Source organism: Trinickia camelliae (assembly GCF_053525655.1).
Map to the genome: position 1 here is coordinate 70,755 of NZ_JBCHAA010000003.1, position 22,302 is coordinate 93,056.

Genomic DNA, 22,302 nt, shown 5'->3' on the forward strand with positions numbered 1-22,302 from the left:
TTAAGGCTTCTGCAACAACGCCTTCAAGCTCGCCAACCGATCCTTCGGCGACATCGGCGCTTCTTCCGGCGTGGGCGGCGGCGCTTCGTCGAGGCCCATCTCCGGAATAAAGCGCGACGGTTCGCACACCACGGTCTCGCGCGCCCGCTTGCGCTTCTTGCACCAGTTCAAATGCAGGCTGCGCTGCGCACGCGTGATCGCCACGTACATCAGGCGCCGCTCTTCTTCGATGCGGGCGTCGTCGATCGGCTCGTCGTCCGCGCCGCCGCGGTGCGGCATGATCCCTTCCTCGACTCCCACCAGAAACACGTGCGGATACTCGAGCCCCTTCGACGCATGCACCGTCGACAGACGCACCGCATCCGGATCGTCTTCCTTGCCTTCGAGCATCGACATCAGCGCGACCGTCTGAATCAGGCCGAGCAGGTTCTTGCCGGTGTCGGCGAGGCCGTCGGCGTTGTCGTAGCCGGTCGCTTCTTCGCCTTCACCGTCGTCCGAGACTTGGCGCTCGGGCTTCGTCCCCTTGCGCTTGAGCCATTCGAGAAATTCGAGCACGTTCTGCCACTTCGACTGCGCCTGGCGCTCGTCGAAAGCGTCGTACAGGTACGCCTCGTAGTGGATCGCTTCCATGAGATCGTCGAGCAGCGTCGTGGCCGGGTCTTTGTCGGCGCGATCGGTGATGCGCTGCATGAAGTCGCAGAACGCGCGCAGCGGCTCGATCTGCCGCGGCGACAAGCGCGCTTCGATCCCGCCCATATACACGGCCTCGAACAGCGACACCTTCGCCTGCCCCGCAAACGCGCCGAGCGCTTCGAGCGTCGTGTTGCCGACACCGCGCCGCGGCGTCGTGATCGCGCGGATGAACGCGGGATCGTCGTCGGCGTTCGCCACTAGCCGCAGATAGGCGCAGATATCCTTGATCTCGGCCTTGTCGAAGAACGACTGGCCGCCCGACAGCACGTACGGAATCCGCTCGCGCCGCAGCACCTGCTCGAAGATGCGCGCCTGGAAGTTGCCGCGATAGAGGATCGCGTAGTCGCGGAACTGAGTCCGCCGCTCGAACTTGTGCGCCGACAGGCGAAACACGACCGATTCCGCCTCGTGCTCTTCGTCGTTGCAGGGCGTGACGGTGATCGTGTCGCCCATCCCGTGCTCGGACCACAGCTTCTTCTCGAAGAGCTTCGGGTTGTTCGCGATCACGTTGTTCGCGGCGGTGAGAATGCGCACCGTCGAGCGGTAGTTCTGCTCGAGCTTGATCAGGTGCAGCTTCGGAAAATCCTTGCCGAGCTGCGCGAGGTTTTCGAGGGTCGCGCCGCGCCAGCCGTAGATCGCCTGATCGTCGTCGCCAACTGCCGTGAACGCCGCGCGCGGCCCCGCGAGCAGCTTGACGAGCTCGTACTGGCACGCGTTGGTGTCCTGGTACTCGTCGATCAGCAGGTAGCGCAGCTTGTTCTGCCAGCGGTCGCGCACCTGCTCGTTCTTCTTGAACAGCTCCGCAGGCAGGCGGATCAAGTCGTCGAAATCGACCGCTTGATACGCGTGCAGCGTCGCCACGTAGTTCCGGTAGACGATCGCGGCCTGATGCTCGTCCTCGTTCGACGCGATCGCCATCGCCTCGTCCGGCATGATGAGGCCGTTCTTCCAGAGCGAGATGATCGTCTGGATCTTGCGGATGAAGCCTTTATCCGTCGTGCCGACCTGCTCCTGGATCATCCCGAAGCAGTCGTCCGAATCCATGATCGAGAACTGCGGCTTCAAGCCGACGTGCTCGGCCTCCTGCCGCAAGATCTGCACGCCGAGCGAGTGGAACGTGCAGACCGTGAGCTGATTGACCGGCACCTTGCGCCCTTCCTTGCCGGGCGTCGTGAGCGTCTGGCCTTCGAGCAGCTTGCCCACGCGCTCGCGCATTTCCGCCGCGGCCTTGTTCGTGAACGTGACGGCGGCGATATGGCGCGGCTCGAAGCCTTTGTTGACGATCAGGTGCGCGATTTTCTGGGTGATCACGCGCGTCTTGCCGCTGCCGGCGCCGGCGAGCACGAGACACGGACCGTCGAGATAGCGCACCGCTTCGCTTTGGGCGGGATTTAGACCTGCGGACATCGTCTGTGGAGGGGTCAAGGTTGGCGGCTCGCGGACCCGGAACGATTCCGGTGCGCCACCAATGAAGTTGCTACGAGGAAGTGCGCGATGTTAACACGGATGGGTTGCAGCGGACTGCGCGCCACGGACACGCCGAATCCGCCATGCCAAAATAGCCACTGTTACGCGCGGCACCTCGCCGCGCGCGCCATTCGATGGACGCTCGCATGACCTCACCCTTGAAAATCGGTTTGATGGGCTACGGCTACGCCGGCAAGACCTTCCACGCGCCCGTCATCGCGCATTGCGGCCACGCCGAGGTGGCGGCGATCGCGACGAGCCAGCCCGACCAGGCACGCGCCGATTACCCGGCGGCTGAAATCGTCGCGGATCTGGACAAGCTCGTCGCGCTCGACTCGGTCGAATGCGTCGTGATCGCGACGCCGAACGACACGCACTTCGAACTCGCCGCGCGCGCGATCGAAGCGGGCAAGCACGTCGTCGTCGACAAGCCGGTCACGCTGACCGCCGAGGACGCCCGCACGCTCGCGCTGCTCGCCAAGAAGTACGACGTTGTGTTCGCGCCGTTCCACAACCGCCGCTGGGACGGCGACTTCATGACGGTGCGCGCGCTGCTCGAAAGCGGCCAGCTCGGGCGCGTCACGCACTTCGAATCGCATTTCGACCGCTTCCGTCCGCTCGTGAAGGCGCGCTGGCGCGAGGAAGCGTCGCGCGGCGGCGGCCTCTTGTTCGATCTCGGGCCGCATCTGATCGACCAGGCGCTTGCGCTGTTCGGCGCGCCCGACACCGTCAACGCGACCGTGAAAATCCACCGCGACCAGGGCACGGCGCCGGATTACGTGCATATCCAACTCGGCTACCCGGAACAGGAAGTCGTGCTACACGCCACGGCGCTCGCCGCGCTCGAGCCGCCGCGCTTCGCGATCCACGGCACGCTCGGCAGCTACGTGAAGCGCGGACTCGACACGCAGGAAGACCAGCTCAAGGCCGGTCTGCGCCCGGGCGACGTCGATTTCGGCGCGGGCAACCCGCCGGCCCTGGTGCGCCTGCTGCAAGGCGAGGCGGAAGTCGAACATTCGCAGCCGACGCAAGACGGCAACTACGCCGGTTTCTACGGCTCGCTGGCGGCGTCGATCCGCGACGGCGTGCCGTTCCCGGTCACGCCGCAAGACGCGATCGACGTCATGACGATCATCGAGCTCGCCAACCAAAGCGCGGAAGAAGGGCGGAGGCTGCCGTTCGCACGCGTCGGCATCGACGAGTGACGATGCGAGGGCTTTCCTCGCGCGTCCGGGCCGTCAGCCAATCTGACATTCCGAAAGGAACGAACCGTTACAAAATATTCGCCTCGCGGCGTCATCGTATTGCGTTCGCGAGCCGTTTTTCCGGCGGCGGTTTCGCCCGTCGCAAAAAGACAAAGGAGAATGGAATGCAACGCTTGATTCGCGCGGTCGCTGGCTGCGCACTGGTGGCATCGCTGGCAGCGTGCGTCGTGCAGCAACCGCAGGTGTCCGCGCCGCCGCCCGGGCCGACCCCGCACGAAATGGCGATGCGGCGCCTCGGGGAAGTAAACGGCCGGATCGACAACCTGGGCCGTCTCATCGACACTCGCGTCAACCAGGGCTACTACCCGCCGCCACAAGGTGGCGCGCTGCATCACCGCCTCGACGTGATCCGCCAGGAAGCACACGACATGTCGGCTTCGCGCGGCGGCGGCTTGTCGGGCGACGAGCAGCACGTGCTGAACGAGGAACTCGACGGCGCAGCGCGCGCGATCGGCCAGTAAGCCGGACGTTCTAGTTCAGGCAGTGCGCAAAAGGCGGCGGACGCGATGTCCGCCGCTTTTTTTATATGCAGACAACCAGCCCGCCGAGCCCCGCCCAATCCGCCTACAAGCCTCATTTGACAAGCCTTTTACGCTCGCGTACATTCGCCGCACGCGTCGGGAGAGCGCGCTGGCCACCGGTACCCATTGGGGTTCCGATCAGGCCGCGCCGCCGAAGGGGCACACCCGCAAACTCTCAGGCAAAAGGACCGACGGCGTCGAAAAACCCGCTTGAACACGTCATGATCCGCGAAGTTGGCGCCAGTTTTGGGATGCCTCTCTGCGGTTCCACCGCCGATTTGCGGCAGCACGTGAAGCATCGGTTTTTCGCACTCTGGAGAGCGGCAGCGGCTTAACGGCTTCTCGAAGCCCAAGCAGGCTGCCCACCGAAGGGGCGCGCGTTCGATGGGAGCTATCCCGGGCGACGCAATCTCTCAGGTACCGAGGACAGAGGGGTCATGCAGGGCCACATCGCTTGCAGCCGGAAGGCCGCGAGGGTGAGTCCACACGCATGGCCTTTTTTGTTTTCGCGAGACACCTGACGAGGCCCCGATGACCGAACTGAAACACACCCCGCTCCACGCCACCCACTGCGCGCTCAAGGCGCGGATGGTCGACTTCGGCGGCTGGGATATGCCCGTCAACTACGGCTCGCAGATCGACGAGCATCACGCCGTCCGCACGGACGCGGGCATGTTCGACGTGTCGCATATGTGCGTCGTCGATTTCCGCGGCGAGCGCGTGCGCGCGTTCTTCGAGCACGCGATCGCAAACAACGTCGGCAAATTGCAGACTCCGGGCAAGGCGCTCTACTCGTGCCTGCTGAACCCGAACGGCGGCGTGATCGACGACCTGATCGTCTACTACTTCGCCGAAGACTTCTTCCGTCTCGTCGTCAATGCGGGCACCGCCGAGAAAGACATCGCCTGGTTCAGCCAGCTCAATACCGAAGGCAGCTACGGCCTGACGATCACGCCGCGCCGCGATCTGGCGATCGTCGCCGTGCAAGGTCCGAACGCGCGTCACAAAGTGTGGCAAGTCGCGCCGTCCGCACGCACCGCCACCGAACTCCTGAAGCCGTTCAACGCGGCGATCGTCGAAGCCACGCCGTTCGGCGAATTGATGATCGCGCGCACCGGCTACACCGGCGAAGACGGTTTCGAAATTGTGCTGCCCGCCAACTTCGTCTGCGAATTCTGGGACTCGCTGCAGCGCCAAGGCGTGCGTCCGTGCGGCCTCGGCGCGCGCGACACCCTGCGCCTCGAAGCCGGCATGAACCTGTACGGCCAGGACATGGACGACAACGTCTCCCCGCTCGACGCCGGCCTCGCCTGGACCGTCGACCTCACCGCCCCGCGCGACTTCGTCGGCCGCCCCTCGCTCGAAGCGGCGGGCTCGCAAGCGTCGTTCGTCGGCTTGATCCTGCAGAAGGAAAACGGCAAGGCAGGCGGCGTGCTGCGCGCGCATCAGAAAGTCGTCACGCCGCAGGGCGAGGGCGAAATCACGAGCGGCACGTTCTCGCCGTCCATGCAGGAATCGATCGCCTTCGCGCGCGTGCCGAAGGGCGTGCAGCCGGGCGACATCGTCCACGTGCAAATCCGCGATAAAGCCCTTCCCGCAAGCGTGGTAAAACTGCCGTTCGTGCGCAACGGCAAGGTGCTCGTCGGCCAGTAATCGTCTGCGTAGCCGCGCTTGCGGCGCACGTCCCCCCTTTTTAGCCATTGATGAATAACAGGAGCAACCGATGAGCATCCCGGCCGATCTGAAATACACCGAATCGCACGAATGGGTTCGCACCGAAGCCGACGGCACGCTGACGATCGGCATCACCGATCACGCGCAGGAAGCGCTCGGCGACATCGTCTTCTTCGAAGTCCAGGAGCTGGGCAAGACCGTCTCGGCCGGCGACACCGTCGCCGTGATCGAATCGGTGAAGGCCGCCTCCGATATCTACGCGCCGGTCGCGGGCGAGATCATCGAAGCAAACTCGGCCGTCGCCGACGCGCCGGACTCCGTCAACGGCGCCCCCTACGACAACTGGCTCTTCAAGATCAAGCCGGCTGCGGGCGCCTCGCTCGACAAGCTGCTCGACGCCGACGCCTACACGAAGTCGATCGGCGCGTAATTTTTTGTCCCGAACCGCGCGGCGCGATTGTTGCGCCGCGCCTGCCAAGCCTAAACATGAAGCTCGAACACCCGGATCGTCTGATGAACCGCACCCCTCTCTCGCTTGCCGCGCTCGAAGTGCATGACGCCTTCGCCGAGCGGCACATCGGCCCGGACGCCGCCGATCAGCACAAGATGCTCGAAGCACTCGGCTTCGCATCGCGCGCCGCACTGATCGACGCCGTGATCCCGCAGACGATCCGCCGCACCGAAACGCTGCCGCTCGGCGCGTTCTCGCAGCCGAAGAGCGAGGCGGAAGCGCTCGCCGCGCTGCGCGAGCTCGCGGACAAGAACCAGGTGTTCCGCTCCTACATCGGCCAGGGTTACTACAACGCGCACACGCCGGCGGTGATCCTGCGCAACGTGCTCGAGAACCCCGCCTGGTACACGGCGTACACGCCGTATCAGCCGGAAATCTCGCAAGGGCGTCTCGAAGCGCTCCTGAACTTCCAGCAGATGGTGATCGATCTGACGGGCCTGGCGATGGCGAACGCGTCGCTGCTCGACGAGGCGACCGCCGCGGCTGAGGCGATGACGCTGCTGCAACGCGTCGGCAAGCCGAAGTCGAACGTGTTCTACGTGGCCGACGACGTGCTGCCGCAAACCATCGAAGTCGTTCAAACGCGCGCGAAGCCGGTCGGCATCGAAGTGAAGGTCGGCCCTGCCGCTGAAGCCGCGACGTCGAACGCGTTCGGCGTGCTGCTGCAATACCCGGGCGTGAACGGCGATGTGCGCGACTACCGCGAACTCACCGAAGCGATCCACGCTGCAGGCGGCCATGTGGTCGTCGCCGCCGATCTGCTGGCTCTGACGATGCTCACGCCCCCGGGCGAATGGGGCGCGGACGTGGCCGTCGGCAACTCGCAGCGCTTCGGCGTGCCGGTCGGCTTCGGCGGCCCGCACGCGGCGTACCTCGCCGTGCGCGACGAATTCAAGCGCCAGATGCCGGGCCGTCTCGTCGGCGTGACCGTCGACGCGCAAGGCAACCCCGCGCTGCGTCTTGCGCTGCAAACGCGCGAACAGCACATCCGCCGCGAGAAGGCGACGTCGAACGTGTGTACCGCGCAGGCGCTGCTCGCGATCATGGCGAGCATGTACGCGGTCTATCACGGCCCGCACGGACTGAAAACGATTGCACTGCGCGTGAACCGCATCGCCGAGCTGCTCGCCGCCGGCGTCAAGCAGCTCGGCTACACGCTCGCGAACGAAACGTTCTTCGACACGCTCACGATCGAGACCGGCGCGCAGACATCCGCCGTCCATGACGCCGCGAAGGCGAAGGGCATCAACCTGCGCCGCGTGAGCGCGACGCGCGTGGGCGTATCGGTCGACGAAACGACCAAGCGCTCGGATCTCGCCGACCTGCTCGCCGTATTCGCGCAAGCAGCCGGTGCGATCGACGTACCGCACGTCGATGCACTCGATACCGCGCTCACCAACGCAAGCGCTCAAGGCGCGACGTCGGTGCCGGCGTCGCTCGTCCGCACGAGCGCCTACCTCACGCACCACGTCTTCAACCGCCACCACTCCGAAACCGAGCTGCTGCGCTACCTGCGCGGCCTCGCCGACAAGGACCTCGCGCTCGACCGCTCGATGATCCCGCTCGGCTCGTGCACGATGAAGCTCAACGCGACGTCGGAAATGCTGCCGGTGACGTGGCCCGAATTTGGCCAGATCCACCCGTTCGCGCCCGCCGAGCAGACCGTCGGCTACCGCGAGATGATCGACCAGCTCGAACAGATGCTCGTCGCCGCGACCGGCTATGCGGCCGTGTCGCTGCAGCCGAACGCCGGTTCGCAGGGCGAGTACGCCGGTCTCTTGATCATCCACGCGTACCACGCGTCGCGCGGTGAAGGCCATCGCGACGTCTGCCTGATCCCGGCGTCCGCGCACGGCACGAACCCGGCCTCCGCCCATATGGCGGGGATGAAGGTCGTCGTCGTCGCGTGCGATGCGCAGGGCAACGTCGATATCGAAGACCTGAAAGCGAAGGCCGAGCAGCATTCGAAGCAACTCGCCGCGATCATGATCACCTACCCGTCGACGCACGGCGTGTTCGAGCAGAACGTCCGCGAAATCTGCGAGATCGTGCATGCGCACGGCGGCCAGGTGTATGTCGACGGCGCGAACATGAACGCGATGGTCGGTTTGACCGCGCCCGGCCAGTTCGGCGGCGACGTCTCGCACCTGAACCTGCACAAGACGTTCTGCATTCCGCACGGCGGCGGCGGACCGGGTGTCGGTCCGGTCGCAGTCGGCGCGCATCTCGCGCAGTTCCTGCCGAACCAGTGCTCCACCGGCTACAAGCGCGAAGCGAACGGCATCGGCGCAGTGTCGGCGGCGCCGTACGGCTCGGCGTCGATCCTGCCGATCTCGTGGATGTACATCGCGATGATGGGCGCGAAGAACCTCACCGCCGCGACCGAAACCGCGATCCTCAACGCGAACTACGTTGCGAAGAAGCTCGCGCCGCACTACCCGGTGCTCTACTCGGGCCCCGGCGGGCTCGTCGCGCACGAGTGCATTCTCGACCTGCGTCCGATCAAGGATTCGAGCGGCATCCAGGTCGACGACGTCGCCAAGCGCCTCGCCGACTACGGCTTCCACGCGCCGACCATGAGCTTCCCGGTGCCGGGCACGCTGATGGTCGAGCCGACCGAGTCGGAATCGAAGGAAGAGCTCGACCGCTTCATCGAAGCGATGATCGCGATCCGCGAGGAAATCCGCGCCGTCGAGGAAGGCCGCGCCGACCGCGAGGACAACCCGCTCAAGCACGCGCCGCACACGGCCGCTGTCGTCGTCGCGAACGAGTGGGCGCATGGATATTCGCGTGAAACGGCGGCGTATCCGCTGCCGTCTCTCGTGACGCGCAAGTACTGGCCGCCGGTCGGCCGCGCGGACAACGCGTATGGCGACCGCAACCTGTTCTGCTCGTGCGTGCCGATCGCCGATTACGAGTAATGGGGCAGGCATCCGCCGGGCCGGGCTTGGCAGCGTGACCAAAAGACGCAAGCCGCTTCGTGCGGCTTGCGTCGTCTTTGCCGTGTGCAGTGAAGACCAGATAACATCTGACACCGAAATCGAACCAACGAAGGAGTTCCGCATGGTGCGAAAGGTGCAAACGATGACAAGGCACGGAACGCGATTGCTGTTGAACCAACGAGCCGGCGCGCCGCTTGCGACGCTGCTCCTCGCCTGCGCGGCGCTGGCAGCGCCGCTGCAAGCCGCCCGCGCGGCAATGAATTTCTGCGCGGCGCCCGCGCTGCAAACGAGCGAGCGCACGAACGCCGACCCGGGCGTGCAAGCGCTCGTGAAAAACGTACAGGCGCGTCTGAACGACCAGCCGAAGCCGCTCGAACGGCTGCATACCGAAGGCACGCTGCCGCACGAAGGCATCTACGATCAGAGTGTCGACGCGGAAAAGGATCTGGACCTGATGCGCAACGCCGCGCTCGCGTGGCGCGCGACGAGCGACGACCGCTATCTGAAGCTCGTCGACCGTTTCCTGTACGCGTGGGCGACCACCTACAAGCCGAGCTTCAATCCGATCGACGAGACGCATTTCGAAGGATTGATCCTCGCGTACGACCTGACCGCGAGCGCGCTGCCCGTAAAAACGCGCAACGCGACAGGCGCGTTTATTGCGAAACTGGCAAACGGCTACATTGCGCAAATCGATGCCCAGCCGCGCCCGCTGACGGGTACTTTTCGCAACAATTGGCAGAGTCATCGCGTCAAACTCATAGCCATGAGTGCGTTTACGCTCGACGACCGCAAAATGATCAACGCTGCGCAGCGTCTTTTCATCGAGCACATCGGCGACAACATCGCGCCGGACGGCTCGACCTTCGATTTCACGGAGCGCGACGCACTGCACTACGTGACCTACGACTTGCAGCCGCTCGTGACGGCCGCGCTCGCTGCGCGCCGCCACAACCGCAACTGGCTGCCGGAGCGCGCGCCCAACGGCGCCACGCTCGCCGACGCGCTCAACTGGCTGACGCCCTACGCGCTCGGCACGAAGACGCACGAGGAATTCGTGCATTCGAACGTCGCCTTCGACGCCAAGCGCCGCGAGGCGGGCCTGCCCGGCTATTCGGGCGAATGGGACCCGAAGAACGCCACCGAACTCTTTTACCTCGCAGCGCGACTGAACGGCCGCTATACGCCGGTCGCGCTGCGGTTGTCGCCCACGCCGCCGGCATGGCTCGCAGTCTGCCTGCCGTTGCCGGCGCGCTGAGCAATTTACATACATCAGTAACACCAGGAGCAGTCATGGCAGTCAGCGTTTTCGATCTCTTCAAAATTGGGATAGGGCCGTCGAGCTCGCATACGGTCGGTCCGATGCGCGCGGCGCTGATGTTCGTCCAAGGGCTCGAGCGGGACGGGCTGCTCGCTGCCACGGCGTCGGTCAAGGTCGACTTGTACGGCTCGCTCGGCGCGACCGGCAAGGGCCACGGCACCGACCGCGGCGTGATGCTGGGCCTGATGGGCGATGCGCCCGACACCGTCGATCCCGAGACGATCGCCACGCGTCTCGAAGCGGTGCGCACTTCGCGCACGCTCGCGCTCGGGGGCACGCACAGCGTGTCGTTCGTGCCGAAGGAGCACATCTCGTTCTACCGGCAGGCGTTGCCGGAGCATCCGAACGGAATGAAGCTCTACGCGTTCGATGCGGCGGGCGCGCCGCTGCGCGAATCGACGTATCTGTCGGTGGGCGGCGGCTTCGTCGTGACGGCGGGCGCGCCGAATACGAAGGTACTGCAGGCAGCCGGCCAGTTGCCGAACGCGTTCAGCACCGGCAACGAACTGCTCGCGCTCTGCGAATCGACGGGCAAGTCCATCGCGCAGCTGATGTGGGAAAACGAGCGCGCGTGGCACACCGAAGAAGAAACGCGCGCCGGGTTGCTCAAGATATGGGGCGTGATGCAATCGTGCGTCGCGCGCGGCTGCGGGATCGGCAACCCCGACGCCGACGGCACGCTGCCCGGCCCGTTCCAGGTCAAGCGCCGCGCGCCGCAGCTTTATCGGACGCTGTCGGGCAATCCGGAACAGGCGCTGCGCGATCCGCTGTCGATGGTCGACTGGATCAACCTCTATGCGATCGCCGTCAATGAGGAGAACGCCGCGGGCGGGCGAGTCGTCACGGCGCCGACCAACGGCGCAGCGGGGATCATTCCCGCCGTGCTGCATTACTACACGCGCTTCATGCCGGGGGCGAACGAGCAGGGCGTGATCGACTTCCTGCTGACGGCGGCGGCGATTGGAATTCTGTACAAACTGAACGCGTCGATCTCGGGCGCGGAAGTGGGATGCCAGGGTGAAGTGGGCGTCGCGTGCTCGATGGCGGCGGGCGCGCTCGCGGCCGTGATGGGCGGCACGCCGAGGCAGGTCGAGAACGCCGCCGAAATCGGCATGGAGCACAACCTCGGGCTGACCTGCGACCCGGTCGGCGGGATGGTGCAGATTCCGTGCATCGAACGCAATGCAATGGCCTCAGTGAAGGCCGTCAACGCGGCGCGCATGGCGCTGCGTGGCGACGGCAGCCACTACGTGTCGCTCGATTCGGTCATCAAGACGATGCGCGAGACCGGCGCGGATATGAAGACGAAGTACAAGGAGACGTCGCGGGGCGGGTTGGCGGTGAATATTGTCGAGTGCTGACGGCGCAACAATAGATTGAAGGACGGCCTTTGTCGGTTGCCCTCCGCAATGACGAACGCGCAGCTATGAACGAACAAAGCCCGCGAGCTTTCACTCAGCGGGCTTTGTTCCCTCGCACTAGGGGTACCGAATAAGACGGTTTATCGTGCGCGCTCTGCGAAAGCGTTAAGCGGCAACTGCATGTTGCCGAATCGCCGCGATCTTCTCCGCGCCGATCTTCTCCTTCGCCATTTCGGTGTCGTAGTGCGTCTGGAGGTTCATCCAGCTCTGCGGATCGACACCAAAGAAAGCGCCCAGCCGCACGGCCGTATCGGCCGTGATCGAGCGGCCATGCTTGATGATTTCATTGATGCGACGTGGCGGTACATCGATTGCCTTGGCCAAGGCATATTGCGTAATGCCCATCGGCTCTAGCCATTCGAGCGCCAGAATTTCGCCGGGCGTCGCCAGCGGAACTTCGCGTGCCATAGGTTTCTCCTGGTAATGGGTTAGTGATAATCGACGATCTCAACGTCCGTCGCATTGCCGCTTGAGAACTTGAAGCACACGCGCCACTGACTGTTGACGCGGATGCTGTACTGTCCCAACCGATCCCGCTTCAGCGCTTCGAGTTGATTTCCTGGCGGAATCTTCAAAAAGTCCAAATCAGCCGCAGCGTGCAGCTGCTGCAGCTTGCGCATGGCAACTCCTTCGATGTTGGCAAAGCGAGCAACCCGCCTGCCGTTGAAGAGCGCTTCCGTGTCACGACATTTGAACGATGTGATCATGACCAAAATAGTAACGAATTGCGTTATTAACGTCAAACGTTACTATTCTCATCGTGACGCGCACGTCTTTGAACAAGCCCCCTCAGTAGTCGAGCCCTACCACTCGGCGTAAGCTGTCCCAACCTGTGCTCGACAAACCAACCCACCATTCCCGACCAGCCAGGAGGACCCCGCGCAATGCCGAATGTCGCCGATTCCGCCACCGTGACAGGTGCGCGCCTCATAGTTGATGCGTTGCTCACGCACAGCGTCGACCGAGTGTTCTGCGTGCCGGGCGAGAGCTTTCTCGCCGTGCTCGATTCGCTTCACGATGAAACCGAACGCATCCAGACGATCGTCTGCCGCCACGAGGCCGCCGCGGCCAACATGGCCGAGGCGACGGGCAAGCTGACCGGGCGCCCCGGCGTCGCGCTCGTCACGCGCGGGCCGGGCGCGACGCACGCGTCGATCGGCGTGCACACCGCGTTCCAGGATTCGACGCCGATGATCCTCCTCATCGGCCAATGCGCGCGCGAGCATCTCGACCGCGAAGCGTTCCAGGAGATCGACTACCGCCGCATGTTCGGCCAGATGGCGAAATGGGTCGCGCAGATCGACGACGCGCGCCGCATCCCCGAATACCTGAGTCACGCGTTTCATACGGCGTGCGCCGGACGGCCGGGGCCGGTCGTGCTCGCGCTGCCCGAGGACATGCTGTCCGATCCGTGCCCGGCGATGCCTGCCGCGCCTGCGTTCCAGCGTGTCGCCGCGTCCCCCGCTTCTCAACAGATCGACAAGCTGCGCGACTTGCTCGAACACGCGAAGCGGCCGATGGTCATCGCCGGCGGCAGCGGCTGGACGTCATCCGCGTGCGCGGACCTGCGCCGCTTTGTCGAAAAGTGGCAGCTGCCGATCGGCTGCGCGTTCCGCTATCAGGACACGATCGACAACGAGCATCCGAACTACGCGGGCGACGTCGGGCTAGGCGTGAATCCGGCGCTCGGCGCTCGCATCCGCGAGGCCGACCTGTTGCTCGTGATCGGCCCGCGTCTCGGCGAAGCGACCACCGGCGGCTACACGCTGCTCGACATCCCGAAGACGAAGCAAACACTCGTCCACGTGCATCAGGGCGCGGAAGAACTGGGGCGCGTGTATGCGGCCGATCTGCCGGTCGTCTCCGGCATGCCGGAGATCGCCGCCGCGCTCGCGGCGCTCGAACCGCGCACCACGCCCGCATGGGCCGGCAGCGCCGAAGACGCCCACGCGGCCTATCTGGAATGGCGCAAGCCGCGCCCGATGCTCGGCGACGTGCAGCTCGGCGAGATCATGGCGCAGCTACGCGCGCGGCTGCCGAACGACGCGATCGTCACCAACGGCGCGGGCAACTACGCGATCTGGCTCCATCGCCATTTCGCTTACCGGCACTACCGCTCGCAGCTCGCACCGACGAGCGGAGCAATGGGCTACGGCGTGCCCGCGGCCATCGCGGCGAAGGCGATGTACCCCGAACGCGCGGTGGTCGCGCTCGCCGGCGACGGCTGCTTCATGATGGCCGGCCAGGAACTCGCGACCGCGATGCAGTACGGGCTGAACGTGATTTTCATCGTGGTCAACAACGGGCACTATGGAACGATCCGTATGCATCAGGAACGGCACTACCCTGAGCGAACTCACGGCACCGGTCTCACGAACCCCGATTTCGCCGCCTTTGCGCGCTCGTTCGGCGCGCACGGGGAAACGGTCGAGCGCACCGCGGATTTCCTGCCGGCACTCGAGCGCTCGATGGCAAGCGGCTTACCGGCGCTGATCGAGCTGCGCGTGCCGAAGGACGTCAGCACGCCGGCCGCGACGCTCGAGCAGATTCGCGAGCAAGGCCGCAAGGCCCGCGCTTCGACACAGTAGGCAATCGCTCGCGAAGCAGGACGCCACATCGCGCGGGACTGATTCATGCTGCGGCCGTAAGGGCCTGCACGCGCAAGCGGCAGGCCCGAAAAGCAGGTCCACATCGACGACGGGGAGAGGAGCCATGGCTGATTCGCAATCCTTTCTGCAGGCGCGCGAATTCCTGCTGCGCCATCGCGAGGACTACGACACCGCATATCGCGACTTCAAATGGCCCGCGCTGATCGAGTTCAATTGGGCGCTCGATTGGTTCGACCTCTACGCGCACAATAATCATGAGCCAGCGCTGTGGGTCGTCGAAGACGATGGCAGCGAACAGAAGCTCACGTTCGCGGAGTTGTCCGCGCGCTCGAATCAGGTCGCCAACTATTTGCGCAGCGTGGGCGTCGCACGCGGCGACCGTGTGCTCCTGATGCTGCCAAACGAGCCGGCGCTGTGGGAAGTGATGCTCGCGGCGATCAAGCTCGGCGCCGTGACGACTCCCGCCACGCTTCTGCTCACCCCAGCCGATATCGCCGACCGGATGACGCGCGGCGAGGTCAAGCATGTGATCGCGACGGCCGGCGCGGCGGAAAAATTTGCAGACGTCGATGCATCGGTCACGCGCATCGCGGTCACGCATGGCGACGGCACGGCGCACGACCCAGCCCCGGCCGGTTGGCATCGCTACGCGGACGCCTTCGATCAGAGCCCGTGCTACACGCACGACGAGCGCACGCTCGCGACCGACCCGATGCTGCTCTATTTCACGTCGGGCACGACGAGCCGTCCGAAGCTCGTGATGCATAGTCACCAGAGCTACCCGGTCGGCCATTTGTCGACGATGTTCTGGATCGGCCTGAAGCCCGGCGACGTCCACTGGAACATCAGCTCGCCAGGCTGGGCGAAACATGCGTGGAGCAGCGTGTTCGCGCCATGGAATGCGGGCGCGACCGTGTTCGTCAGCAACGCCGCGCGCTTCAACGCGAAGGCGACGCTGGAGACGCTCGTCGCCCACGGCATCACGACGCTGTGCGCGCCGCCGACGGTCTGGCGCATGCTGATTCAGGAAGACCTCGCGTCGTATCCGGTGAAACTGCGCGAAGTAGTCGGTGCCGGCGAGCCGCTGAATCCCGAGATCATCGAGCGAGTGAAAAAGGCGTGGAAGCTGACGCTGCGCGACGGCTTTGGCCAGACCGAGACCACCGCGCAAATCGGCAACTCGCCGGGCCAGCCGCTCAAAGCGGGCTCGATGGGCCGGCCGCTGCCGGGCTACCGCATCGCACTGCTCGATCATGACGACCAGCCGGCCGACGAAGGCGAGCTGTCGCTCGTGCTCGATCCGCGGCCGCTCGGCTTGATGGACGGCTACGTCGACGATCCCGCGAAGACCGAGCACGTCATGCATGGCGGCCTCTACCGCACGGGCGACATCGCGCAGCGCGACGCCGACGGCTACTACACCTACGTCGGACGCGCCGACGACGTGTTCAAAGCCTCCGATTACCGCATCAGCCCGTTCGAGCTGGAGAGCGTGCTGATCGAGCATCCGGCGATCGCCGAGGCGGCGGTCGTGCCGAGCCCGGACCCGCTGCGGGCCGCCACGCCGAAAGCGTTCATCGCCTTGCGTACGGGCTACACGCCGACGCGCGAACTAGCGAGCGATATCCTGCGCTTCGCCGCGCAGAAGCTCGCCGCGTACAAGCGGGTTCGGCGCATCGAGTTCTACGATCTACCGAAGACGATCTCGGGAAAGATCCGGCGCGTGGAGTTGCGCAAGCTCGAAGCGGCGCGCACAGGTGACGCGCGCCGCGAAAACGAATACTGGGAAGACGATTTCGACGATGCGCTGACGAAGGACGCGCAGCGCGCGTCCGACTGAATCAGCGGGAACCGCCTGCCTCGGGCGGTAGCGGCGGCGGCAATCCGGGCGGCAGTCCAGGCGGCGGACCCGTGTCGTCGATGCTGAACGTGCTGAATTTACCGAATGCCGGTATCGGAGGAGGACCCGGGCACCGGAAGTTCGTCAGCAAGTCGCTCGCCAGCAAGCTGGAGACGCTGGTACCACCCGTGCTCGTGATATCGAGCACCGCCGGCCGTCCTTCAAAATCGAATACCACGCGCGCGCGCCCCGGCGCAGCCGCGGGAATGACGCGCCCTTTGTGCACCAGCCGCATCAGCGCCCAAGGACCGTTCGCCTCGATAGTCGAGCTGTTTGGCCCAATCCCAGGGTCGGCGGCGACCAGCGCATGCACGCCGCCGCGGGGCCCCGGCCAGCTCAACGTCAGAGGCTCGACCGGACCATGCTCATAGCGCATCGTTTGCCCGTCGATATCGATCATCAGGCTCGTCGCGTTCGGATCGAGCTCGGGCACGCGAATCTCCCCTGTCCACGTCTGAAGCTTCTGGCCCGCTGCGTCGAAGAACGCGTCGCGGATCGCCTTGGCGTGCTGGAACGGTTCGAGATCCGGCCCCGGCACGGGTTCGTCCGCGCCTGGCAGCGTTTTGTAGCGCCAGGGCTGCGTTGACGTATCGACGAGCGATGCGAGCTTCTTTGTGAAGAAGCCGTCGAAGATGCCGCCCTGCGCAAAGAGGCGCGTGAAGTCGGCGCTGGAGATATCGTTCGCGCTGTCCGGCGCAAACGGGTAGTTACCGTCGACCATCCGCCGGCAACTGTCGCCGACTGCCGCCGACACTTGCTGCGAGAGCAGACGGCCGATCCCCCGGTTGATCTCCTGCGAGCCCTGCGCCGCCAGATCGAGCAGGACCGCGCTGAACGGCGCGGGCATCGCAGCGGCTGTCATCTTCAGGCGCGCCGCCGTGCCGTCGGGCGGCGGCAGGGTGCTGCTCTCGAGCGCGCTTTGGGCGACGGTCAGCGAGAGGGCGTAGTCGTTCAACAGCTTCGTGAGACCGTCGAGCCCGGTTTTGACCGGCGGTGCGGCCGCGCCTCGCTTGGCGCTCGGCGCATCGGCGCTGCCGGTCACGAAGTCGCGCAGTGCGGCAAAGCGGCTGTCGACGAGATCGCGCTCCATCCGCGCCTTGGGGCTCGTGTCGAGCGGCGAGCTTGAGCCGGATGCAGCTTTCGCGCCGCCCTGACCGAGCGCTGACGCCGGCTGTGTGAGCGTGGTTTCATGCACAGCGGCGCGAGCCAGGCGGACCAGCGGCGAATCCGGCGCCGCGAGACCGCGCAGCGCGGGCAGCCCGAATGCGGGGTTCGAGCCGCTCGCCGGGCGAATGTCGGCGAGAAACGCTTGCCACGCCTGCGCGTACTCGTCGAGGTATTGCATGCGGATCGCGTTAGTCAGCGGATCGTCGGCATGCCCCTTGGCGCTCGGCTTGCCGGCCGGCGACGCGTGGCCCACGACCCAGGTGTCGTCGTCGCGGGCCAGCTGGACGAATTCCGGCAGGCGCTTGTCGAACAGCGTGTGATAGCCGTCGTAGGTGAAAAGACCGGGCACGCCGCTCGAAAGCGGCGCACCGCTCGCGCGCGTGAAGACTTCTCCCGCGTGCGGCCCCACCGCGCCGAGCAAAGTGAAATCGCCGGGGGCCGCTTTCAGCATCGCCGCTTTCGCGCGCGCGTAAAGGCGCTGCGTAGCGTTGGAGCCATCTAGGAAGGCGCGTGCCTGCCGGATCAGCGCGTCGTTGCGGGGCAGCGGCGATTGGACGAGGCGCGCGCCGGAGAGCAGCGCCTCGATATGCGCCGCCATCGCGGCGCGCGCGCCGGGCTCGGCAGACCCGGCGGACTCGGCCGTGTCGCCGTGCGCGGACTCGTCGCCGAGCACCCACGCCTTGACGTCGCCGGCGTTGAACTTCGACTTGTCGTGGAGCATCAGGTAGACGCGCAGCGCGTCGTAAGCCGTCTTGGCGTCGTGCTCGGCGATGGCCTGCGCAATCACGGCCTCCTGGCGGCGGACGATCCGCGGCAGCAACAGCTTGTCTTCCAGCGCGGCGTAGACGCGCCGGCTGTCCGGCACCAGCGCGCCGGGCGTGTAGAGACCGAAGCGGTAGCCGATCGCCGGACCTGCGAGATCGAGCCCGGGATAAGCCGTCAGCGCCCGGGCGTCGGCCAGGATCGCGGGGATGGCATCGGCGTCAGGCGCCTTGTAAGTCTGCTCGACACGCGCCGCCAGATGCCGGGCCTTGCTTTCGGTCGCATCGAGATAGGCGCGGTTATGGTCGAAGCTGGTCCAGAGGCCGGCGCCGAGCCCTGCGAACAGCAGCGCAACCGAGATGTGCGCGCCGACGCTCCGCACGCGCCGGCGGCGTTCCGCGCGATCGTCGGGCAGCACGAGACCGGCGTCCGGAAAGATGACTTGCTGGAACAGATCGCGAAGAAAATAGGGCCTCCTGGCGGCGCGCGGCAACTCGGGCGCGGCGGCGTCCAGCCCATGCCGCTCAGCGAAGCTCCGTACGAGCGTCTGCCGCTCCGCGGCCACCTCGCGGCCCGTCTGCGCCGCGCTGCTGAAATACACGCCACGCAGCGCGGTATCGGCGTGCTCGCCGTCTCCCGAATCGGCGAACACGTCTGCGATCAACTGCTCGAGACGCGGCGTCAATGCCGCGAACTCCGTCGCCAGCGCGATGAGCTTGCGCCGCGTGAGCGCATCGCCTTCCTCATGGAGACGGGCATCCACATCGTCCGCCAGACGCTCGGCGAGCAAGCCGAGCTGCGCCGCGCAGCGCGTCGGGGGGCTTTCTTTGGTGCTTGCCTGCTGAGCGGCATGAGCCAGCGCGAAGCCCCACGTCCGGGCGCGAAGCTCCGGCGGCAAGCCGCCGAAATACGCTTCGAACCCCGGCAACTGATCGATCTTCGTGACCAGCAGGTACACCGGAAAATCCACGCGCAACGCGTTGCGGAGCTCGTCGAGACGCACGCGCAATGCCGCCGCCTCGGTCTTGCGCGCCTCCTCGTCGTCGTCGAGCAGAACGGCCATGTCGACGGTCAGCAATGCGCCATTGACCGGCGCAAGCGATCGAGTCTTGCGCAAGACATCGAGGAGGCCGCGCCATTCTGCCGTCGCGCGCGCGCCGCTTTCCGAGCCGTCGCGGGTCACGTAGTCACCCGGCGTGTCGATCAGCACGGCATCGTCGGCGAGCCAGCATTCCAGCGAATTCGCGCCTTCACCGTGCGCCGCGAGCAGTTGCAGTTTTTGCTCGGCAAGCGGAATCGACAGGCCCGCGTTCAGCACGGCGCTCGTTTTCCCCGAAGCGCGCGAGCCGAGCACGATGTACCAAGGGGCGTCGTACAAGCGGCGGCGGCGTTGAAACAGCCCCCGAATCCCGCTCGCTCGCCGGCCCATCCGCTTGAGCAGATCCGCAATGACCGCCTCGGCCTTTGCCCTCTCGTGCTGCTCATGCCGATGCGCGGCGCGCGGCGTTGCCTGCTGTTCGGCAACGTCAGCCGCGGCGTCCTGTGACGGCCCGTGTTTCTTCATGACGCAGCAGACCCGGCGGACTGGGGTATCGCCCGCTCAATGACGGAGAACTGATCGCGAATGCGGGCCGTTTGCTCGCTCAGCTCGTGCCGGAAATAGCCGAACGTGCCGAGCAGGATCGCCGACAGCATCGCCGCCGTGATCCACAGCGGAAGCTCGAGCGACGACTCGCGCGCGCCGTTCGCCGCTGCAGGCTCGCTCGTGAAGAGATCGAGCGGCTCAGCGCAACCGCGCTGCGCCGCGATTTCCTCGTAGAGCCGTTTGCGCAGCGTCTCGTGCTTCTCGCGCTCGGCCTCGTCGAGCCGGTATCGGCCCTCGAAGCCGCAGCTGAGCAGCCGGTAGATGACTTCGAGCAGGGGCAGGTGTGTCGGCGTATCAGTGATCAGATAACCGATCAGCACGTAGATCTTTTGGCCGCCCTCGTCGTCATCGCCGAAGGCGGCGGTCAGGCTCCGCGCGCTCCATGCGGCGGCGCCCTCGGCTCGCTTGCCCCAGTCCGTTTGCAGCGCCGCTTCGTCGAGCGCGGTGCAAAGGCAGTAGCGGGCGCCGATCATGTGATCGCGGCGGATGCCGGCCGCCACGCACAGCGATTCGAAGGTCCGCAGCTCTTCCACGAGCACGGCCGCGAACGCGGCGATTTCCGCCTCGGAGCGCAGCCCTTCTGGCATATCCGCGTGCGCCCGCAGCAGGACGCGCGACGCCTCCCTAAGCGGATTGCGGGCTGCCTGCACTTTCGCGAGACGCTCCTGGAAGGGTTCCGACGACCTCGATTTCGCGGATACCTCGCGTCCCGAAACCACGATGGCTTCCGTCTTCGGACCGCCGCCCGAACGGTGGCGGACGCGGCTGTCCACAGCGGTGCTGGGCGTACCGGATCCTTGGCTATCGTTGAATTGAGACACGTCGTGATGTTCCTGATCGAAATAGGCGAAAAATCGAACTCGTCATAGGCCCTGAATTGCGCGACGGGCAAATATACAGCTTTCCGGAGATTTCCGATTAAGCCATGTCGTTTAGTCAATAACTCAAAATCTTTTTGAAACGCAACGCTTGCCACACGTCAAAAAAGTCAATGAGATCAATCCTAAAGCGCGCGTTTATCTCATAATGGAGAGGCCGCACTCGCAATAATCCATAGCGACCGTCTCTAAATAAAATCAAATTCCCGCCACCAAACGGCAATACGAAGACAACGCCGCGTCACGGCGCGCCGATTAATCGTTCTCAATACAAAGTTTGAAAAGGTCGAGCGAGAGAGCGAGGGCAAGAGGCATCACGCGCGCAGAGAGATCGGCGCGGTCATCCGGCGAGGCGGCACAAAGCGTGGCAGACAGAAAAATGGGACGCGGAAGCCCCGTCCCTACGCGGCCTTCCGCTCGCGCAGCGAATCCGACGGCCGCTTGCCAAAGAGCCTCTTGTAGTCGGTCGCGAACTGGCTCAGATGCCAGAAGCCCCAGGCGGCGGCGACATCCTGCACCGTAAGCGCGCCGCCCGATGCGTTGCTGCTCAAATCGCGGCGTGCGCCGTTCAAGCGAATCGTGCGCAGGAACGTCGCGGGCGCCATGCCGAGCACGTCCTGGAAGCAGTACTGCAGCGTGCGGCGGCTAACGTGCAGTTGCTCGCACAGTTCCGGTACGCCGACCGGACGCGCACGGTTCGCGAGCACATAGTCGCGCGCCTGCGAGACGATCCACTGCCGGCGAGGCTTCGCCGGAAGCGCCGCCTCGCTTCGCGGCTGCAAGGAGAGATCGAACAGCGACGCCAGCACCAACGCCTGCAAACTATCGCGCGCGACATTGGACGACGGCGCGTGGCTGGTGCGCGCGCCGTCGAGCATTTGCCCAAGCGCAGCGCGAAGCCGTTCGATACGCGCCGCGCCCATCGCGATGACCGCGCGCTGCGGCAGCGCTTGAAGGGACTCGTCGAAATCGATCCGCTCGACCTCGCTTGCATGGCGCCGCAGCACGTCCCCTTTGACGACCACGCCGTAGATCGCGAACTGCTCGGGTGTCACTAGCTCGAACTCGATGCCGCCGGGGCGGAATGCGAGCGCGTCAGGTGTGATCGGGTTCGCGTCTATGCGCGCGGTGTTATCGCGCGCGGCTGATCCCCCGCCCCCCGGAATGCCGAACCAGTAAGCATCCGCCGGCACTTCGCACGTTTGCCGCAGCGTATGGCTCGTCGTTTCGCAAAACACCTGCATGCGATCGAGCGGCAACTCGGTCAGCGTGCCGGTGAATGGGCCGGGCATCAGTTGATCGTAGGTCTGGTGCCAGTCGACGAGATTACGCGCCTGCTCGTCCGCATCGTGCGCGGTACGCACGCGCACGGCTCGCACGCCATCGCTCGACGACGCACACGGGCCTTCGACACGGAGGGAAAAAGTATCGGTCGTCATACCGCTGCAACGAACGCAAATCCTATGCCGATGATCGCTGCCCGCGAGATTGCCTCGCGCTTCCCACGTCATTGCTCCATATCTGAA

15 protein-coding genes and 2 riboswitches are annotated in these 22,302 nt (G+C 65.5%); of the genes, 9 read left to right on the top strand and 6 right to left on the bottom strand.

Annotated features, from left to right (window positions below; genetic code table 11):
• Nucleotides 1–2,100, bottom strand: coding sequence for a UvrD-helicase domain-containing protein (locus tag AAHK20_RS06585; protein WP_449180653.1), 2,100 nt, complete (start codon nt 2,098–2,100; stop codon nt 1–3).
• A 206-nt stretch (nt 2,101–2,306) separates the two neighbouring features.
• On the opposite strand from AAHK20_RS06585, the gene AAHK20_RS06590 reads away from it, so the two are divergent.
• The 7 genes from AAHK20_RS06590 (at nt 2,307) to AAHK20_RS06620 (ending at nt 11,755) form a co-directional block, all read left to right on the top strand.
• Entirely contained in the window at nt 2,307–3,365 is a 1,059-nt protein-coding gene (locus tag AAHK20_RS06590) for an oxidoreductase (protein WP_449180654.1), read from the top strand.
• Nucleotides 3,366–3,529: 164 nt separating this feature from the next.
• Nucleotides 3,530–3,886: a hypothetical protein gene (locus tag AAHK20_RS06595; RefSeq protein ID WP_449180655.1), complete on the top strand. Its 357-nt coding sequence runs from the start codon at nt 3,530–3,532 to the stop codon at nt 3,884–3,886.
• Nucleotides 3,887–4,033: 147 nt separating this feature from the next.
• A riboswitch (glycine riboswitch) is annotated at nt 4,034–4,147 on the top strand.
• Nucleotides 4,148–4,249: 102 nt separating this feature from the next.
• A riboswitch (glycine riboswitch) is annotated at nt 4,250–4,386 on the top strand.
• 91 nt (nt 4,387–4,477) lie between these two features.
• Nucleotides 4,478–5,599 carry a glycine cleavage system aminomethyltransferase GcvT gene (gcvT, locus tag AAHK20_RS06600; RefSeq protein WP_449180656.1) on the top strand — a complete coding sequence of 374 codons (1,122 nt, stop codon included), beginning with the start codon at nt 4,478–4,480 and terminating at the stop codon, nt 5,597–5,599.
• A gap of 70 nt (nt 5,600–5,669) precedes the next feature.
• A complete protein-coding gene (gene gcvH / locus AAHK20_RS06605) occupies nt 5,670–6,050 on the top strand; it encodes a glycine cleavage system protein GcvH (RefSeq protein WP_449180657.1) in 381 nt (126 codons plus the stop codon).
• A 56-nt stretch (nt 6,051–6,106) separates the two neighbouring features.
• The gene (gcvP, locus tag AAHK20_RS06610) at nt 6,107–9,052 is read left to right on the top strand and encodes an aminomethyl-transferring glycine dehydrogenase (RefSeq protein ID WP_449180658.1); all 2,946 of its coding nucleotides are present in this window, start codon (nt 6,107–6,109) and stop codon (nt 9,050–9,052) included.
• A 142-nt stretch (nt 9,053–9,194) separates the two neighbouring features.
• Nucleotides 9,195–10,331 (top strand): alginate lyase family protein, encoded by a 1,137-nt coding sequence (locus AAHK20_RS06615; RefSeq protein WP_449180659.1) that lies wholly within the window; start codon nt 9,195–9,197, stop codon nt 10,329–10,331.
• A gap of 35 nt (nt 10,332–10,366) precedes the next feature.
• Nucleotides 10,367–11,755: an L-serine ammonia-lyase gene (locus AAHK20_RS06620; protein ID WP_449180660.1), complete on the top strand. Its 1,389-nt coding sequence runs from the start codon at nt 10,367–10,369 to the stop codon at nt 11,753–11,755.
• Between the two features lie 165 nt (nt 11,756–11,920).
• On the opposite strand, the gene AAHK20_RS06625 is transcribed toward AAHK20_RS06620, so the two are convergent.
• Both AAHK20_RS06625 and AAHK20_RS06630 read right to left on the bottom strand, forming a co-directional pair.
• Nucleotides 11,921–12,223: a HigA family addiction module antitoxin gene (locus AAHK20_RS06625; protein ID WP_449180661.1), complete on the bottom strand. Its 303-nt coding sequence runs from the start codon at nt 12,221–12,223 to the stop codon at nt 11,921–11,923.
• Between the two features lie 20 nt (nt 12,224–12,243).
• The gene (locus AAHK20_RS06630) at nt 12,244–12,522 is read right to left on the bottom strand and encodes a type II toxin-antitoxin system RelE/ParE family toxin (RefSeq protein WP_449180662.1); all 279 of its coding nucleotides are present in this window, start codon (nt 12,520–12,522) and stop codon (nt 12,244–12,246) included.
• Between the two features lie 177 nt (nt 12,523–12,699).
• On the opposite strand from AAHK20_RS06630, the gene AAHK20_RS06635 reads away from it, so the two are divergent.
• Both AAHK20_RS06635 and AAHK20_RS06640 read left to right on the top strand, forming a co-directional pair.
• Nucleotides 12,700–14,403 (top strand): thiamine pyrophosphate-binding protein, encoded by a 1,704-nt coding sequence (locus tag AAHK20_RS06635; RefSeq protein ID WP_449180663.1) that lies wholly within the window; start codon nt 12,700–12,702, stop codon nt 14,401–14,403.
• A 124-nt stretch (nt 14,404–14,527) separates the two neighbouring features.
• Nucleotides 14,528–16,264, top strand: a complete 1,737-nt coding sequence (locus tag AAHK20_RS06640) for an AMP-binding protein (protein WP_449180664.1) — start codon at nt 14,528–14,530, stop codon at nt 16,262–16,264.
• A 1-nt stretch (nt 16,265) separates the two neighbouring features.
• Here AAHK20_RS06640 and tssM read toward each other — a convergent pair whose 3' ends face one another.
• The 3 genes from tssM to AAHK20_RS06655 all read right to left on the bottom strand — a co-directional run bounded on the left by tssM (nt 16,266) and on the right by AAHK20_RS06655 (nt 22,215).
• Nucleotides 16,266–19,817: a type VI secretion system membrane subunit TssM gene (gene tssM / locus AAHK20_RS06645; RefSeq protein WP_449180665.1), complete on the bottom strand. Its 3,552-nt coding sequence runs from the start codon at nt 19,815–19,817 to the stop codon at nt 16,266–16,268.
• Complete coding sequence (gene icmH, locus AAHK20_RS06650) at nt 19,814–20,719, bottom strand: type IVB secretion system protein IcmH/DotU (protein WP_449180666.1); 906 nt, start codon at nt 20,717–20,719, stop codon at nt 19,814–19,816. The genes tssM and icmH overlap by 4 nt, the downstream gene beginning before the upstream one ends.
• Before the next feature lie 458 nt (nt 20,720–21,177).
• A complete protein-coding gene (locus AAHK20_RS06655; protein ID WP_449180667.1) occupies nt 21,178–22,215 on the bottom strand; it encodes a helix-turn-helix domain-containing protein in 1,038 nt (345 codons plus the stop codon).
• Between the last annotated feature and the right edge of the window lie 87 nt (nt 22,216–22,302).